Origin of the sequence: Flavobacterium orientale, assembly GCF_014638005.1 — a bacterium.
Lineage (GTDB): Bacteria > Bacteroidota > Bacteroidia > Flavobacteriales > Flavobacteriaceae > Flavobacterium > Flavobacterium orientale.
This window is the reverse complement of record NZ_BMFG01000004.1, coordinates 1-15,921: the sequence shown is the minus strand read 5'-3', so window position 1 is coordinate 15,921 and position 15,921 is coordinate 1. Positions and strand designations below refer to the sequence as shown.

General features: G+C 35.4%; 17 protein-coding genes. 14 read left to right on the top strand and 3 right to left on the bottom strand.

Features of this window, described 5'->3' with window-relative positions; all coding sequences use genetic code 11:
* Nucleotides 1-208 precede the first annotated feature (208 nt).
* The 13 genes from IEV15_RS06190 (at nucleotide 209) to IEV15_RS06130 (ending at nucleotide 14,262) form a co-directional block, all read left to right on the top strand.
* Nucleotides 209-814 carry a flavin reductase family protein gene (locus IEV15_RS06190; protein WP_188361651.1) on the top strand — a complete coding sequence of 202 codons (606 nt, stop codon included), beginning with the start codon at nucleotides 209-211 and terminating at the stop codon, nucleotides 812-814.
* Nucleotides 815-1,035: 221 nt separating this feature from the next.
* A complete protein-coding gene (locus IEV15_RS06185; protein ID WP_188361650.1) occupies nucleotides 1,036-3,381 on the top strand; it encodes an oxidoreductase in 2,346 nt (781 codons plus the stop codon).
* Nucleotides 3,382-3,425: 44 nt separating this feature from the next.
* The gene (locus IEV15_RS06180; RefSeq protein ID WP_188361649.1) at nucleotides 3,426-4,256 is read left to right on the top strand and encodes a KilA-N domain-containing protein; all 831 of its coding nucleotides are present in this window, start codon (nucleotides 3,426-3,428) and stop codon (nucleotides 4,254-4,256) included.
* The gene (locus IEV15_RS06175) at nucleotides 4,257-5,849 is read left to right on the top strand and encodes an AMP-binding protein (RefSeq protein WP_188361648.1); all 1,593 of its coding nucleotides are present in this window, start codon (nucleotides 4,257-4,259) and stop codon (nucleotides 5,847-5,849) included.
* 42 nt (nucleotides 5,850-5,891) lie between these two features.
* Nucleotides 5,892-6,485: a hypothetical protein gene (locus IEV15_RS06170; RefSeq protein ID WP_188361647.1), complete on the top strand. Its 594-nt coding sequence runs from the start codon at nucleotides 5,892-5,894 to the stop codon at nucleotides 6,483-6,485.
* Nucleotides 6,478-6,909 carry an acyl-CoA thioesterase gene (locus IEV15_RS06165; protein WP_188361646.1) on the top strand — a complete coding sequence of 144 codons (432 nt, stop codon included), beginning with the start codon at nucleotides 6,478-6,480 and terminating at the stop codon, nucleotides 6,907-6,909. The genes IEV15_RS06170 and IEV15_RS06165 overlap by 8 nt, the downstream gene beginning before the upstream one ends.
* A gap of 59 nt (nucleotides 6,910-6,968) precedes the next feature.
* Nucleotides 6,969-7,949: a carbon-nitrogen hydrolase family protein gene (locus IEV15_RS06160; RefSeq protein WP_188361645.1), complete on the top strand. Its 981-nt coding sequence runs from the start codon at nucleotides 6,969-6,971 to the stop codon at nucleotides 7,947-7,949.
* 38 nt (nucleotides 7,950-7,987) lie between these two features.
* The gene (locus IEV15_RS06155) at nucleotides 7,988-9,097 is read left to right on the top strand and encodes a cupin domain-containing protein (protein WP_188361644.1); all 1,110 of its coding nucleotides are present in this window, start codon (nucleotides 7,988-7,990) and stop codon (nucleotides 9,095-9,097) included.
* Between the two features lie 10 nt (nucleotides 9,098-9,107).
* Nucleotides 9,108-10,292, top strand: coding sequence for a retropepsin-like aspartic protease (locus IEV15_RS06150; RefSeq protein ID WP_188361643.1), 1,185 nt, complete (start codon nucleotides 9,108-9,110; stop codon nucleotides 10,290-10,292).
* 33 nt (nucleotides 10,293-10,325) lie between these two features.
* Nucleotides 10,326-11,234 (top strand): fumarylacetoacetate hydrolase family protein, encoded by a 909-nt coding sequence (locus tag IEV15_RS06145; RefSeq protein ID WP_188361642.1) that lies wholly within the window; start codon nucleotides 10,326-10,328, stop codon nucleotides 11,232-11,234.
* A 141-nt stretch (nucleotides 11,235-11,375) separates the two neighbouring features.
* Nucleotides 11,376-12,122 carry a maleate cis-trans isomerase family protein gene (locus tag IEV15_RS06140; RefSeq protein ID WP_308418835.1) on the top strand — a complete coding sequence of 249 codons (747 nt, stop codon included), beginning with the start codon at nucleotides 11,376-11,378 and terminating at the stop codon, nucleotides 12,120-12,122.
* 464 nt (nucleotides 12,123-12,586) lie between these two features.
* Nucleotides 12,587-13,600 (top strand): hypothetical protein, encoded by a 1,014-nt coding sequence (locus tag IEV15_RS06135; protein WP_188361641.1) that lies wholly within the window; start codon nucleotides 12,587-12,589, stop codon nucleotides 13,598-13,600.
* Between the two features lie 251 nt (nucleotides 13,601-13,851).
* Nucleotides 13,852-14,262: an OsmC family protein gene (locus IEV15_RS06130; RefSeq protein ID WP_188361640.1), complete on the top strand. Its 411-nt coding sequence runs from the start codon at nucleotides 13,852-13,854 to the stop codon at nucleotides 14,260-14,262.
* A gap of 46 nt (nucleotides 14,263-14,308) precedes the next feature.
* On the opposite strand, the gene IEV15_RS06125 is transcribed toward IEV15_RS06130, so the two are convergent.
* From IEV15_RS06125 to IEV15_RS06115, 3 genes are read right to left on the bottom strand one after another with little or no spacing between them, the layout of a single operon-like run.
* Nucleotides 14,309-14,998 carry a matrixin family metalloprotease gene (locus tag IEV15_RS06125; RefSeq protein ID WP_188361639.1) on the bottom strand — a complete coding sequence of 230 codons (690 nt, stop codon included), beginning with the start codon at nucleotides 14,996-14,998 and terminating at the stop codon, nucleotides 14,309-14,311.
* Nucleotides 14,976-15,455 (bottom strand): GNAT family N-acetyltransferase, encoded by a 480-nt coding sequence (locus IEV15_RS06120; protein ID WP_229734105.1) that lies wholly within the window; start codon nucleotides 15,453-15,455, stop codon nucleotides 14,976-14,978. Before IEV15_RS06120 ends, IEV15_RS06125 begins: the two co-directional genes overlap by 23 nt.
* Before the next feature lie 50 nt (nucleotides 15,456-15,505).
* Nucleotides 15,506-15,691, bottom strand: coding sequence for a hypothetical protein (locus tag IEV15_RS06115; RefSeq protein ID WP_188361637.1), 186 nt, complete (start codon nucleotides 15,689-15,691; stop codon nucleotides 15,506-15,508).
* 28 nt (nucleotides 15,692-15,719) lie between these two features.
* On the opposite strand from IEV15_RS06115, the gene IEV15_RS14720 reads away from it, so the two are divergent.
* A partial coding sequence (locus IEV15_RS14720; protein ID WP_505661209.1) for a transposase occupies nucleotides 15,720-15,921 on the top strand: 202 nt, incomplete at its 3' end.

Below are 15,921 nucleotides of genomic sequence, written 5' to 3'. Positions count from 1 at the left end.
GATTCTTTACTTTTTTTCAGATAAATTTATGAAGTATGCATTTTTATTGGCTAAAATTTATAAACAACATAATTTTAATTAAATTCATACGTAACAGTGAATTACTGCAAATTGAAACAAAATTCATCAAAAAGTTGATAATTTTAGTGTGTATTAAACAACAATATTCTTTCAAATTTCTTTAATTTGTAGAAACAACAAACCAACTATGCAATTTAATACTGATGAAACAGATCCCGCTGTTTTATATAAATTATTGACCGGAACTATTATTCCGAGACCAATTGGCTGGATTTCGACCGTAGATGCTGACGGAATCAACAACCTCGCCCCTTTTTCTTATTTTAATATGGTGTCCCACAATCCTCCATGTGTAATGTTTTCCACAGCGAGAGACAATAATAAAAATAAAGATACTTTGAATAATGTGTTGCTAAACGGACAGTTTGTGGTGAATTTAGCAACGTTAGCTGTGGTGGAACAAATGAATGCTACATCAGCCACAGTTGCTTCCGATATAGATGAATTTGAATTGGCCAGCCTTACTCCTATTGATGCTGTTTTCATTAAACCCAAACGCGTCAAAGAAAGTCCGATTCATTTGGAATGCGAAATGATTCATCATTATTTTATGGATAACAGCGAAGGTGGCGGTGCTTGCATTGTCATCGGAATAATAAAAACGATGCATATTGATGATGCTATTTTGATGGAGAACAACCGTATTAATTTAGAGGTTTATAAACCTGTAGCTCGTTTGGCGGGTTCTAATTATAGTACGTTGGGAGAACTTTTTTCGATAAAAAGAGCGTAAAATTTTGGAACACTGATTTTAAAAATTTCTATAATTTCTTTAATCTGTGTTCAAAACAAGAGAACACTGATTTTAAAAATTTGAGAAATAATAACAATAGAATTTTAAAAATTTTAATAATTTCTTTAATCTGTGTTCAAAACAAGAGAACACTGATTTTAAAAATTTGAGAAATTGTAACAATATAATATTAATGTCGCGTCTTTGCGACTTTGCGAGAAATGAAAAAAATAACAGTAATCGGTGGTGGCCCTGGCGGACTCTACTTTTCCATATTAACCAAAAAAGCAATGCCCAATTGCCAAATCGATGTTTATGAACGCAATAAACCCGAGGATAGTTTCGGTTTTGGTGTAGTATTCTCCGATGAAACCTTAGGCGAATTTTTAATGCGTGATTTAAAATCCTATGAACTTATTCGCAGTGAATTTGCGTATTGGGATGATATTATCATTGCTCGAGACGGACAAACCGTAAACAGTTCAGGTAATGGTTTTTGCGGCTGTTCTCGAAAAACCTTATTGAAACTATTACACCAACGTTGTCGTGAAGAAGGCGTAAATCTTCATTTTGAACAAAATGTGGATGATTTAAGTCAATTTGCCGACTCAGATATAATTGTCGCTTGTGATGGGATTGGAAGTGCTATTCGAACGCAATTTGTCACAGAATTCGGCACTAAAATTGAACTTAAAAAGAATCGTTTTGTTTGGTTAGGTTCCACAAAACCGTTGGATGCTTTTACCTATTTTTTCAGAACAACACCTTTCGGAACCATTGTAGCTCACACTTATCAATATGAAGAAGGAATGAGTACGTGGATTTTTGAATGTTCCGAACAAACTTGGCAAAACATTGGTTTTGAAGTAACCAATGAAGAAGACACGATTAAAAAAATAGCTGAAATTTTCGCAGCAGAATTAGACGGACATCCATTAATTTCCAACAAATCACACTGGCGACAATTTCCGCATGTAACGAACGAAAAATGGTTTCATAACAACATCGTTTTATTAGGCGATGCCAAAGCAACCGCCCACTACTCCATTGGTTCAGGAACAAAATTGGCGATGGATTCAGCGATTGGACTTTCCGATGCTGTGGTTGCGAATCCCACCAATGTACATGCTGCTTTCGAACAATATGACAAAACCAGAAGAAATACGGTAGAAATGATTCAGTATGCCGCTCTGGTTTCATTAGATTGGTTCGAAAATATGGATAGACACATGCAACATCCCTTCTATCAATTTGCTTTTGGTTGTATGACGCGTTCTAAAAAAGTGACGTTTGAAAATCTTCAAATTCGAGATAAATCCTTTACAGATAAAGTTTTGAATGAATTCAATACTTTGAACAACTGTCATTCTGAACTTGTTTCAGAATCTCCCAACTCCCAACTCTCAACTTCTAACTCAAAATCGGCTGCTTTTTCAAAATTTAAACTTCGGGATTTAGAATTATCAAACCGAATTGTAATGGCTCCGATGGGACAATATTCAGCTGAAAATGGATTAATTAATAACTGGCATTTAGTTCATTACGGAAGCCGAGCAACCGGAGGTGTTGGATTGATTTTAACCGAAATGACAGCCGTTTCTCTAAATGGACGTATCACTTTAGGTTGTGCCGGTATTTATAATGAAAATCAGATTGTTGAATGGAAAAAAATTACTGATTTTATTCATCAAAACACATCAACTAAAATCGGAATTCAACTCGGACATTCAGGCAGAAAAGGTGCAATCAAAAAACCTTGGGAAGGTCAAAACGAACCAATTGATCAGGCTTGGGAATTGCTTTCCGCCTCTCCTATTCCATTCAATTCCAAAATGGCAACTCCGAAGGAAATGACTTTGGAAGATATGGATAAAGTTACTGCTGAATTTGTCCAAGCCACAAAAAATACAGAAAAAGCTGGTTTTGATATGATTGAATTACAAGCTCATCACGGATTTTTATTGGCTTCGTTTTTATCGCCTTTGACAAATATTCGTAGTGATGAATTTGGAGGAAGTATTGAAAATCGAATCAAATTTCCACTACGAGTATTCACAGAAATGCGAAAAGTATTTCCGCAACAAAAACCAATGTCAGTTCGAATTTCCGCTTCAGATTGGGCTGAAAACGGTATTTCGGAAGAAGATGTAATTTATATCGCCAATGCTTTCAAATCAGCCGGAGCAGACATCATCAACGTTTCAACCGGAAATACAGTTGAACACCAAAAACCTCAAATGGGAAGAATGTGGCAAACACCTTTTTCGGATTTGGTTAGAAATACGGTTCATATTCCAACGATTACAGCAGGTTATATCCAAGACATTGATCAAATCAATACCATTATTTTAAACGGTAGAGCTGATTTAGTGGCATTGGGCCGACCTTTATTAGCCGATGCGAATTTTGTTAGAAATGCTCAAGCGTATGAAAATGTGCAAACGGATGATATTTCATTACAATATAAAATGGGAAGTTCACATTTGTATCCGTTGAAAGCATCAGAACGAAAACAAGTGGAAGGAATGAAGAAAGCGTTGAAGCCGAAAAGCAATAAAAAAAATTAAGTTTAAAAATTTGATTACTCAGAAAATATCTAAGCCATAAAAAAATGAAAGAAAAAAAATCTAAAATAGATGTTCAAGGTTTTGAAATTGCCGTTGTGAATCAAAGTAACAGCGATTATATTTCTTTGACAGATATTGCCAAACAAAAAAATGCAGAATCAACAGGATTAGTTATTGCACATTGGTTGAGTACAAAATTTACTATCGAATTCATGGGTTTATGGGAACAAATGCATAACAAAAATTTTAATGTTACTGAATTCCGTAACATTAAAAATGAAGCGGGTAGTAATGGATTTATTCTCTCTTCTAAACAATGGATAGATAAAACAAATGCAATAGGATTAACTTCAAGTGCCGGTAGATACGGAGGAACGTTTGCTCACAAAGACATTGCTTTTGAATTCGCTTCATGGATTTCGGCAGAATTCAAGTTATATCTGATTAAAGAATTTCAACGATTAAAGGAAGAAGAAAACAGTAGATTATCATTGGAATGGAATTTAAACAGAACTTTATCAAAGTTAAATTATAGAATTCATACAGACGCCATTAAAGAACACATCATTCCAAAAAATATAACTAAAGATCAAGCAAACTTTGTTTATGCCTCAGAAGCAGATGTATTAAATGTAGCTTTATTTGGAAAAACAGCAAAACAATGGCGTGAAGAAAACAAAAGCTCTGAAGGAAATATTCGTGATTATGCAACGATTGAACAATTGTTAGTTTTGGCAAATATTGAAAGTATGAATGCTGAATTTATTAGAATGGAAATTCCTCAAAAAGAACGATTATTGAAACTTAATCAAATAGCGATTTTACAACTAAAATCAATTACAGCTAACGATTTATTTACTAAATTGAAAGAATAGATGAACCACTACACCGACAACTTCGCTCACGATTCCCTACCAAGCATCAACTTGCAACCTACCTATTTACAAGGTTTGTACGAAAATGAGATGCTTAATTGTGTCGAACGACTTTTAGATTCTCACATCAAAAACGGTAACGGAAATGCTCCTTGTCTTCGTACTTTCAAAAAAACGTGGACTTATCAGGATTTATTTGAAAAAGCCAATCAAATTGCTAATGTTTTAGTCGATGATTTAGGTTTACAATCCGGAAATCGTGTGCTCATTCGTTCTGCCAATAATCCTATGATGGTGGCGTTGTGGTTCGGAATTCTGAAAGCAGGCGGAATTGTAGTGGCGACGATGCCTTTATTACGTTCCAAAGAACTCAAAACAATCATCGAATGTGCCGAAATCTCCCACGTGTTTTGTGATATTGCTTTAGAAAGTGAAATGGATTTAGTGGATTCCGATTTTCTGAAAAGAATCTGTAAATTTTGTGGTTCAGAAAGCGGCACTTCCGAATTAGAAAATCTGATGATTAATAAACCAAAAACCTTTACTAATTTTCATTCCAAATCAGATAGTGTTGCCTTAATTGGTTTTACTTCCGGCACAACAGGATTACCCAAAATGACGGCTCACTACCATAAAGATATTTTGAATATTTGCGAAGCATTTCCAACATATTCGCTTCAACCAACCGCAAATGATATTTTTACAGGAAGTCCGCCCATTGGTTTTACTTTTGGCTTGGGAGGATTGGTTTTGTTTCCGTTGTATTTTGGTGCTTCCACATTTTTAATAGAAAAACCAACACCGGATATTTTGTTGCAAGCTATTCAGGAACATAAAATCACGATTTGTTTTACCGCTCCTACTGCTTGGCGAATTATTACGACTAAAGTCAAGGATTATGATATTTCAAGCTTACGCAAATGTGTCTCTGCCGGAGAAACGTTACCTTTAAAAGTTTGGGAAGATTGGTACAACGCCACCGGATTAAAAATCATTGACGGAATTGGAGCAACCGAAATGCTACATATTTTCATTTCATCTAATGAAGAGAATATGAAACCAGGATCAACCGGTTTGGCTATCACAGGTTATGAAGCGAAAATCATTGACAATGATGGAAATGAAGTTACTAAAAACGAACCCGGACGTTTAGCCGTTCGCGGAATTACAGGTTGCAAATACCTCAATCGCATCGAAAAACAACAAGAATACGTGCAAAACGGTTGGAATATCACGGGAGATATTTTCAAACAAGACGAAGATGGCTACTTTTGGTTTGTAGCTCGTGGTGATGATATGATCATTTCTTCCGGCTATAATATCGCGGCTATTGAAGTAGAATCCGTACTTTTAACCCACGAAGAAATTCTGGAATGTGCCGTAGTGGGTTTACCCGATGATGAACGTGGGATGTTGGTTTGTGCTCATATTGTTTTGAAAGATACAGCTAAAGCAACAGACAATATGAAAAACCATATCCAACACTGGTTCAAAGAAGTAGCTGCTCCTTATAAATACCCTAGAGTGATTTATTTTACGGATGCTTTACCGAAAACGGAAACGGGAAAAATACAAAGGTTTAAATTAAAGTAAGGAAGTAGTAAGATGGGAGTATTAAGTATAAAGACATAACTTATGAAAACAAAATTCATTTTACTTTTTTTGATGATCTATTCTTCGTGCATAGCTCAGAAAAATGAAGCTCTTGATTCTATTTTTAATCAAACAAAAAAAATTGAAATTTTAGCATTTTATGACAGATATAAATGGGAGCGTGAAGACAAACCGAGTTATATGTATCAAAAAGTAAGCTATATTAAAAATAATAAAATTGAGATTAGAGAAAAATACTTAAGAAATATAATTACTTTAAATAAAGAACAGATTTATAAACTAAAAACTAGATTTGAGAATTGTGAATCTGAATTTTCCGAAATAATAATGTGTTATATGCCAAGACATATAATAGTATTCTACAATGAAGATGATGAAATTATTGGATATATTGAAATATGTTTTGACTGTAATCGAGCTTATTCTTCTAAAAACTTAGAATTTCTAGCAGAATGTACATTAAGACAAAAAAAATTATTTAAAGAATTTGGAATCACCTATTTTGATGATACAGAAGAAGAAAAAGAGGAATTTAAAAGAAAAAGGAAAGAGGAATCCGACGCAATGGAAGAAAAATATAAAAAGTATAAGGAAAAAAAGAATAATAATGAGTAAAATCTTCACCAAACTAGAAAAAATAAAATTCAAACACATCGACTATGCCGGCATTGTGTTCTATCCGCGATTTTTGGAAATGCTCAATGATTTAGTAGAAGATTGGTTTGAAGAAGCACTCGACCGACCGTTTTCTAAAATGCACGAAACCAATGGTATTCCAACGGTAGATTTGAAGATACAGTTTAAAAACCCTGCTCGATTGGGAGAAGTCTTAACCAAAAAATTATGGGTAGAAGAACTTGGTTTTGCCTCTGTGTTGTGCGGATTTCAATTCGTTAATGAAAATGAAGTAACCGTTTTAGACGGCGAAGTAACCCTCGTTAACGTAAAAATCGCCGAAGACCGAGAAAAAATAAAAGCAGAAGGCTTTTCAGAAGAAATGAAAAAGAAAATTTCGAAATTCATCAATCCTACTACTTAATACTATTGTCTTAATACTATTGTCTTAATACTTAATACTCCCGTCTTAATACTTTCAAAATGAACTTTCCAAAATTCAAAGCCGCCGCCGTCCAAACCTCTCCCTTTTTTTTAAACGTAGAGAAAACCATTGAAAAAGCAATTTCTTTCATCAAAGAAGCTAGTTCAAACGGAGCTCAATTAATTGCATTTCCGGAAGTTTTCATAGCCGGATACCCCTATTGGAACTGGATTATGACTCCGGTTCAAGGTAGCAAATGGTACGAACAATTATATAAAAATTCGGTTGCTGTTACGGATGAGTCGATGAAACCCTTATTCAAAGCTGCAAAAGATTTCAATATGCACGTGGTCATCGGAATTAACGAACGTGGCGATAGTTATGGCGAAATTTATAACACCAATCTCATCATCGATAACCACGGAAACCTAATCGGAAAGCACAGAAAGTTAGTCCCAACTTGGGCAGAAAAACTAACGTGGTCAAGTGGTGATGGTTCCTCTTTAAAAGTCTATAAAACCGAAATCGGACCCATTGGAACCTTAGCTTGTGGCGAAAACACAAATACGTTGGCTCGATTTACGTTATTATCACAAGGTGAATTAATTCACATTGCCAATTACATTTCTCTTCCTGTTGCTCCACCCGATTACAATATGGCGGAAGCGATTAAAATTCGTGCTGCTGCTCATTCGTTCGAAGGGAAATTATTCACCGTTGTTTCGTGTTCTACGATTTCAAAAGAAATTATGGATGTTTTAAAACCGGATGTTCCGAATATTGAAGAGTTATTAACTCGAAAAAGTTCTGCTTTCTCAGGAATTATAGGTCCAAACGGAGCTGTTGTTGGTGAACCTTTGATAGATGATGAAGGAATTGTGTATGCAGACATCGATTTGGAAAAATGTATTCAACCGAAACAAATGCATGATATTTTGGGACATTACAACCGATTTGATATCTTTGATTTACGGGTAAATACCGCTCCAACAAGAAAGATTACGTTTATTGATAATCATGAGGAGTTTAATAAAAGATAGTAGTAAGATTGAAGTATTAAGTATTAAGATTATAAGAGATGGACGCAAAACATTCAGACGACGTATACGGTAGAGCTAGAGTTCAAGATTCTGATGAACTAAAAGCCTATTACAAAGAATTGGAAGATTTAGGAGCCGGTGCATTATGGACAGTTGCCAATGATATTGAGCCTTGGGAACCTCGTGCTAATTCTGTTCCCATGTTGTGGAAATATGATGATTTACGATCTTTGGTACTCAAATCATCCGAACTCGTTACTCCCGAACAAGCCGGAAGACGTGTGGTGTATTTGGTTAACGACAAACGAAAAGACGTTGCCGCCGCTGTGGGTTGGTTATACACCGGAATTCAAGTTACCCGTCCGGGTGAATTCACGTCGGCTCATCGACATCGTGCTTCTGCCCTGCGTTTTATTATGGAAGGCGAAAAAGGATATACCGTCGTAGATGGCAATAAAATAATGTTGGAAGTCAACGATTTTGTGATTACTCCAAATTCCACTTGGCACGAACACGGCGTGGAAGAAGGCGGGAAAACCTGCATTTGGCAAGACGGTCTCGATATTCCGCTTGTAAATGCCTTGGAAGCTAATGATTACGCTGTATATGATGGCAAACAGGAAGTAGTAGCTCCGTTAAACTATTCACCAATAACTTACGGTTGTGCAGGACTCATTCCTGCGGATAAATCTTGGGACAAACCGTATTCACCATTATTCAAATACTCGTGGTCTAACGTCTATCCTGCTTTAGTGGCAGCTCAAAAAGTAAATGAAGTCAATCCATTTGATGGGATTTTCATGAAATATTCCAATCCGTTAACGGGTGGTCACGTGATGCAAACCATGGGAGCTTCGATGCAATTATTACCTGCTGGTTTTAGTGGAAAGGCACACCGACATACGGGTTCGTTCGTTTATCAATGTGCCAAAGGAAAAGGCTATTCCATTATCAACGGGCAACGTTTTGATTGGAAGGAAAGAGATATTTTCTGTGTGCCGTCTTGGGCTTGGCATGAACATCATAATCTTTCAGACTCGGAAGATGCCTGTTTATTTTCTTTTAATGACTTACCGGTGATTGAAGGTTTAGGTTTGTATCAGGAAAAAATATATTCCGAAAATAATGGAAATCAATCTGTTAATTAACCTTATTTAAATGAATAAGTTATATATTACTTTACTCTTTTTATTCATTTCCGGACTAGTAGTTTCCCAAAAAATAGCCTTTGACCAAGGTAAAATAAACCAAAAGCACTATTACGAAGAGATTAGTTTCGAATTGGTAAATAATAAAATAATGTTACCGGTGGTGATTAACAACAAAACCTATCGTTTTTTATTAGACACCGGAGCTCCAAATGTCATATCAAAAAGAGTACTAAATGAACTTAACATTCAAAATTCCTTAAAAATAAATGTCTCAGATGCGAATAACAAAAGTGATACGATGGAATTGGTTTCGGTCAACTCCATTCAAATCGGCAAACTTAATTTTGAAAACAATGTAGCTTTAGTCAGTGATTTAGACAATCATTTTATTTTGAAATGTTACCAAATGGATGGTTTTATTGGTAGTAATTTATTTCAAAATTCGATAGTTAAAATCAGTTTAAAAGATAAAAAAATTACCATTACAGATAAAATCAAAAATCTGAATACGACTGCCAAACCTACAAAGTTAAAATTATTTGGAGAGCAAAAATCACCTTATGTTACGATTAATTTCAATGCTAAAAGTCAAAAAAAAGTTACTGAAGATGTGCTTATTGATACCGGAATGGATGGTTTTTATGAAATGTCAAATCGTGCTTTCGGTATTTTATCCAATGAAAACGTATTTGAAGAATTAGCTCGAGCTACCGGTTCCAGTGGTATTGGCTTATTTGGTTCAGCTCCTGAAAAAGAACAAATCCTATTTAGGACTCCTTTTTATAAATTAAATCAAACCACATTTGAAAATCTAATTGCCAATACAACCGATGACAACAATTCCAGAATCGGATTGGATTTATTATTACATGGCGATATTATCATTGATTTCATCAACAAAAAATTCTATTTTGAAGCGACAGAAAAAATTGCTTTAACCGAAAAACCACCTGTTTATTCGGCAACATTGATTGATACCAAATATTCAATTGGATTTGTTTGGGATGCCGCTTTTAAAGATATCTTGAACTATGGTGACGAAATCATCCGAGTGGATTCTTTTATTATCAATGAAATGGAATTTTGTGACGTAGTAAAAATCAAAGAATTCAGAAAAAATATAGAATCTTATGAATTAGAAGTAAAATCAAAAGAAACAACGGAAACCAAAACAGTAAAAATAGAACAATAATCTCAGTACCTTTGCACCTCAGAAACTCTAAAAATGAAACTACTCACCTACAAAACAAAACACACCGAACCTCGCTTAGGTTTTTTACACAACAATCGCATCATTGATATGGAAGATTTTGGCGAAATATCCAATTTTCCTCTTCCAATTGATATGTTGGATTTGATTGACATGGGTTATGAAATCATCGAAGAAATCACCGAAATGATCAATGAAACCAGAGAAATCGACTTCGAGCAAATCGGATATACTTTCGAGGAAGTGGAAATCCTCGCTCCTATTCAACGTCCGAGAAAAAACATTATCGGAATTGGTTTGAATTATACCGAACACGTGGCAGAAAGTGCCAGAACGTTAGATACTACCGGAAAATTACCTCAAAAACCAATCATCTTTTCTAAACCGCCAACAACAGTTACGGGGCCAAATACCAATATTTTGATGAATCCTAAGTTGACACAACAGTTAGATTGGGAAGTAGAATTGGCTGTAGTTATTGGAAAACACGGAAAATATGTTCCAAACAAAGAAGCGTTGGATTATGTTTTTGGCTATACGGTTATCAACGATATTTCAGCACGTGATTGCCGCCGTGAAGGCCAATGGATTGTTTCTAAAGGACAAGACACGTTTGCACCAATGGGACCGTATTTGGTAACAAAAGATGAAATTCCGGATCCACATAACTTGAATTTATCCTTAAAAGTAAATGGCGTGGAAAAACAAAATTCCAATACCAAATTCTTATTATTCAACATCAATGCTTTAATTGAAGATTTAAGCACCGTTTTCACCCTAGAACCCGGCGACATTATCGCAACAGGAACACCCGCAGGAGTTGGTGCCGGCCGCAATCCACAAGAATGGATGTGGGATGGCGATGTTGTAGAAGCAACTGTGGAAGGCATTGGAACGATAATTAATACAGTGAAAGAAATTTAAATGTAGAACACAGATTTTAGAAATTATAATAATTTTAAAAATTTCTTAAATCTGTGTTCAAAAAAAAACAATTACAAAAACTAATATAGATTTTTAAAATTTCTCAGATTCTTTCAATCTGTGTTCAAAAAATTATACAAAATGAAATACAGAATAGGCCAAATCGTCCCCTCCTCCAACATCACCATGGAAACCGAAATCCCTGCTATTTTCAGAGCTAGGGAAACCATTTTACCTGAACGTTTCACCTTTCATTCCAGCAGAATGCGAATGAAAAAAGTAACCAAAGAAGAACTAGAAGCCATGGATGCCATGAGCCTGAAATGTGCCCAAGAATTATCGGATGCTCATGTTGATGTTATGGGTTATGCGTGCTTGGTCGCCATCATGAGCATGGGTCGAGGCTACCATTGCGTTTCGGAAGTGAATCTACATCAGGAAACTATTGCCAACGACTTCCCTACGCCTATCGTCACTTCTGCAGGAGCATTGATCAACGGGTTGAAAGTTTTGGGTGCCAAACAAATCTCAATCATAACACCTTACATGCGTCCTTTGACCAATATGGTAGTAGATTATATCGAACACCAAGGATTCAAAGTAAAAGAAAGCATCGCACTTGAAATTCCGGATAATTTAGAAGTAGCCGCACAAAATCCAATGAACTTATTAGAAATCTACAAACAATTGGATTTAACTGATGTGGACGTTTTAGTGGTTTCTGCTTGCGTTCAAATGCCATCCTTGGAAGCAATTGATATGATTCAAGCGGAATGTGGTATTCCTGTAACGTCAGCAGCAGTTTGTACCACTTATGAAATGATGAAAAAATTGGGTATTGAGGCCAAATCAAGTATTGGTGGCGAATTATTGAATGGAAACTATTGATAAAATTCTTAAAATATAGTATCGCTTTTTCCTTATTTCTAGTAATAGGAATTGTAATGCTCCGAACATACGGAATCTATTTTGCATTTTCCATTCCTATACTCATCATAACGTTTATTATTATAGTAAAACTAAAAAAGCATCGGCAATAAACCGATGCTTTTTGCTATTAAAAATACCAATCAATAATTGTAACTCTATTCTTTTAAAAACCTACACTTTTCTCTCTTACACTTCCTAAAACATTTATAAGGCAAATGCCCTATTGTTTCACTTTCAATCATTTATCAAATTTACAAAGTTGATTTACTATTCTTGCCCAAATAAATTATTAAAAAAAATAATTGAATCAAAAGCAAGAGGAATAAACGACAAAATGAATTGAAAAGTGGAGTTCAGAAACCACAATAAAAACGAGGCGTTACTGAAAAGCCAAACGAGTAAGAAAATAAAATTTTAGTTACATGAAAAAAACTAGTTACACAATTGCATTGTTATTGTTCACTTTTACACTATCATTTAACGGCTTTTCGCAAACAATCACCGACAAAGAGACCGGCGGCGGCAATGGATTTAATCAAGCCAAATTTAAAAGTGCCCCAAAAAAGGTTTTCATCAATAGTTTTAATGTTTATTTTGAAGTATTTGGAAGTGCTGAAGCGTCTACTACCGGCGGCGAAAGCTTTGGCAGGGTTCATTCCGGTACCAAAACAGCCATGGGTGTTGCCTTATATGGTGTAGACAGTGATGATTTTTTAGAAATCACCAATCAGGCATACGAGTATTTTAAAAATGATTTAATCAGCAAAGGTTTTGAAATTGTTTCGCCTGACGTTGCAGCAAAAACGGATCTTTACAGTAGTTGGACCAGAAAATCGGGAGGCGAATTAAGTAGTGCAGAAGCAACAGGATTCGTAAGGGTTACCCCTGCAGGTTTTGATTATTTTGTACCGGGTGAAAAGAAATCCGGAAAAGAACGAACAACAGTATTCGACCGCTCACCGGCACTTTCAAAAGAATTGGGCGACGCCATTATTGCGAATGTTTCGTTTACCTTTGATTTTATTGATATGAAAGTATTCCGTTCGGAATTGCTTAAAATATCTAATGTAAAAGGGAAAGTAAATTTTAAAGTTGATGTTACACCGGGTCCTTCCATGGATATGTCAAAAGTGAGCTTCAGCTACGGAAAAACGTTTACAGCCGCAACCGCCGCAATTGAAAATGTGTTAAAGAAAAGTATTCCGATTGAGGCTCCTGTATTCAAAGATGAAAAATTTAGTGAAACTACTCAAGCTCAAGCAACCAATATTCCAAATTGGGCGAATTATGTGTATGTTACAACAGATAAATCTTTAGCCGCCTCGCATTCGGTGACTTGTGATGGCGAATTATATAAAAAAGAGACTTCCCGACTTCTGAAAGAATTTTTAACTGTGGGTCTATCGGAGCTCTATGAGAAAGCTAAAGTAAATTAATTTAAAAGTAACCTCATAACCAAATGAACTTTTGATTCATCAGGTTTTGTCTCAAACTGAAAACTACATTGTATAGCTATGTCTACTAAAATAAAGCGAAGAGACTTCAACTTTATTTAAATACTATGTAGTTATTCGGTTGAAACTTCTTTTAGTGAATTAACACCAATTCGTATCAATCATTTAAGATAATCTTACCATAAATCAAATTATCTTTTTTTAAATTTGGCTATCACCAAATACAACTAAAAATGAAAAGAAAAGCAACAGCCGTATGGAACGGCACAGGTAAAGAAGGCAAAGGCCATTTAACCACACAAAGCACTGTTTTAAACAAAACCCAATATTCGTTTGGATCGCGATTTGAAGAAGGTATCGGAACCAATCCCGAAGAATTGATTGCAGCCGCTCACGCAGGTTGTTTTACCATGAAGTTGAGTTTCAATCTTACCGAAGCAGGTTTTCCGCCGGAAGAATTGCAAACGGAAGGACAAGTAACGTTTGAAAATGGTGCGGTAACCCAATCACATTTGGTGTTAAAAGCCACTGTGGCAGACATCTCTGAAGAAAAATTTGCCGAATTGGTAAAAGATGCCGAACTAAACTGCCCGATTTCTAAACTATTGGATACCGCAATATCTGTTGAGTTTACATTGAATTAAACAAAGGACAAGCATACAACTAAAGGACATGGAAACGTGTCCTTTTTTACTTTAATTTGGAAACACAACTTTTACACAAAGCCAATTGAGCTTTATCAATTGTTGCCACACTTTCAACAGCATCCGTCATCACACAGGTTTTATCGGCACAATGAGGTAATCCCAAATTATGACCAAATTCATGAACGGCCACTTTCTTTAAGCGTGTAAAGTGTTTTTCGGTACTAGGGTGTTGGATTCGGAAGGTAGAAACAATACAACTGTTTCCCGGACAATAAGCCAAACCCATAATTCCCCAATCGGAGTAGTTACTCGATGGTTGTTTGACCTTGCCGTCTTTCCCTTTTTTGGTAACAGAAATATCTTTATGGGTTACTCCAATAATATAATCCAGATTTGCCGCTTTTTCACGTTGTTGTATCCGTATCAAACTGTCAGCTCGGTATCTTGCCGATTTTACTTGAATGAAAGCATTTTTCGGGAGTGGTAGCTCCGGTAAAATCACTGTTTTTACAGTATAAAAAGTAGCAATAGTGTGGGCAATGGTATCTGTTTTCTCTTTTGGAAAACCTTCATAAGGCTGAATCCCAACAACCGTATTGGAATCAATCTTTGATTGACAGGAAGCTAAAACCAACAGTATAATAAAAAAGTATTTATTCATATGACAGTAGAATAAGGTAGTAGTTGTAAGGGAAGAAGTAGTACTTTCATCAAGCAATTGTATCAGTAGCAATCCATTTTATTTTCACTGCAGAGATTGTATCAAGTTCAAGTCGTTCTTCTTCAAGTGCTACAAAATCACATTTTTTATAAAAAGAAAGGGGAGAAAGATACGGATTTCCATTTCTTTTCTTATCCTTAGAATGATCGATTACCCATCCATATAACAACGCTTCCGATTGTTTAAGCAGATCAAGCAATTTTTTTCCAAACCCTTTACGTTGCACTTTTTCGGATAGAATAATGGCAAACCATTTTTGATTATCTCGTACAAAAGAAAAGGCCCAACCCATTATAATTCCTATGTCATTTTGTAACAAAAAATGAGTAGTAGGACCTAATTTCAACAAATAAGTATCCAATTCAGACTGATCTTGGTAGGAAAGTTGCTCGGGATATTCAGTGTTCCACAAATCAAACAGTTGGATTTTTTCTTGCTCACCCAATGCTGATGTTTTTATTATTCTCAAATTGTCGGTCACTTAATTTCTATCTAAAAATTAGGAAAGTAAATTTACTGTTATTTCTTCAAAATCAAATAATCGTGTGCAGTAAGCTCAAGATTCCCTGTTAAGGTAATATTTTGATTGTTTAATGCATTCGTCCAATTCCCTTGTAAGTTACCGGGTACTACTAAGTTTTTACCCGACGCACGACTGTTGTGCTTGTTGCACAACTCCCCAAATATACCAAAAAAATCTTGCAAAAAAGATTCACTTTTTGTATTTTTAGTCATGCAAGGAAAAAAAGAACTCACCCCAAAAATGCTCTATCAAGTTCATTTACAGGACTTGATTCCAGAGCATAATTTCTACCGATTGTTGGATAAAGCCATTGACTTTCGGTTTTTATACAAAGCTACACAAGATTATTATGGAGACGAAGGACAAGAGAGCATTGACCCTGTGGTGTTCTTCAAAATCTGTTTGGTTGGCT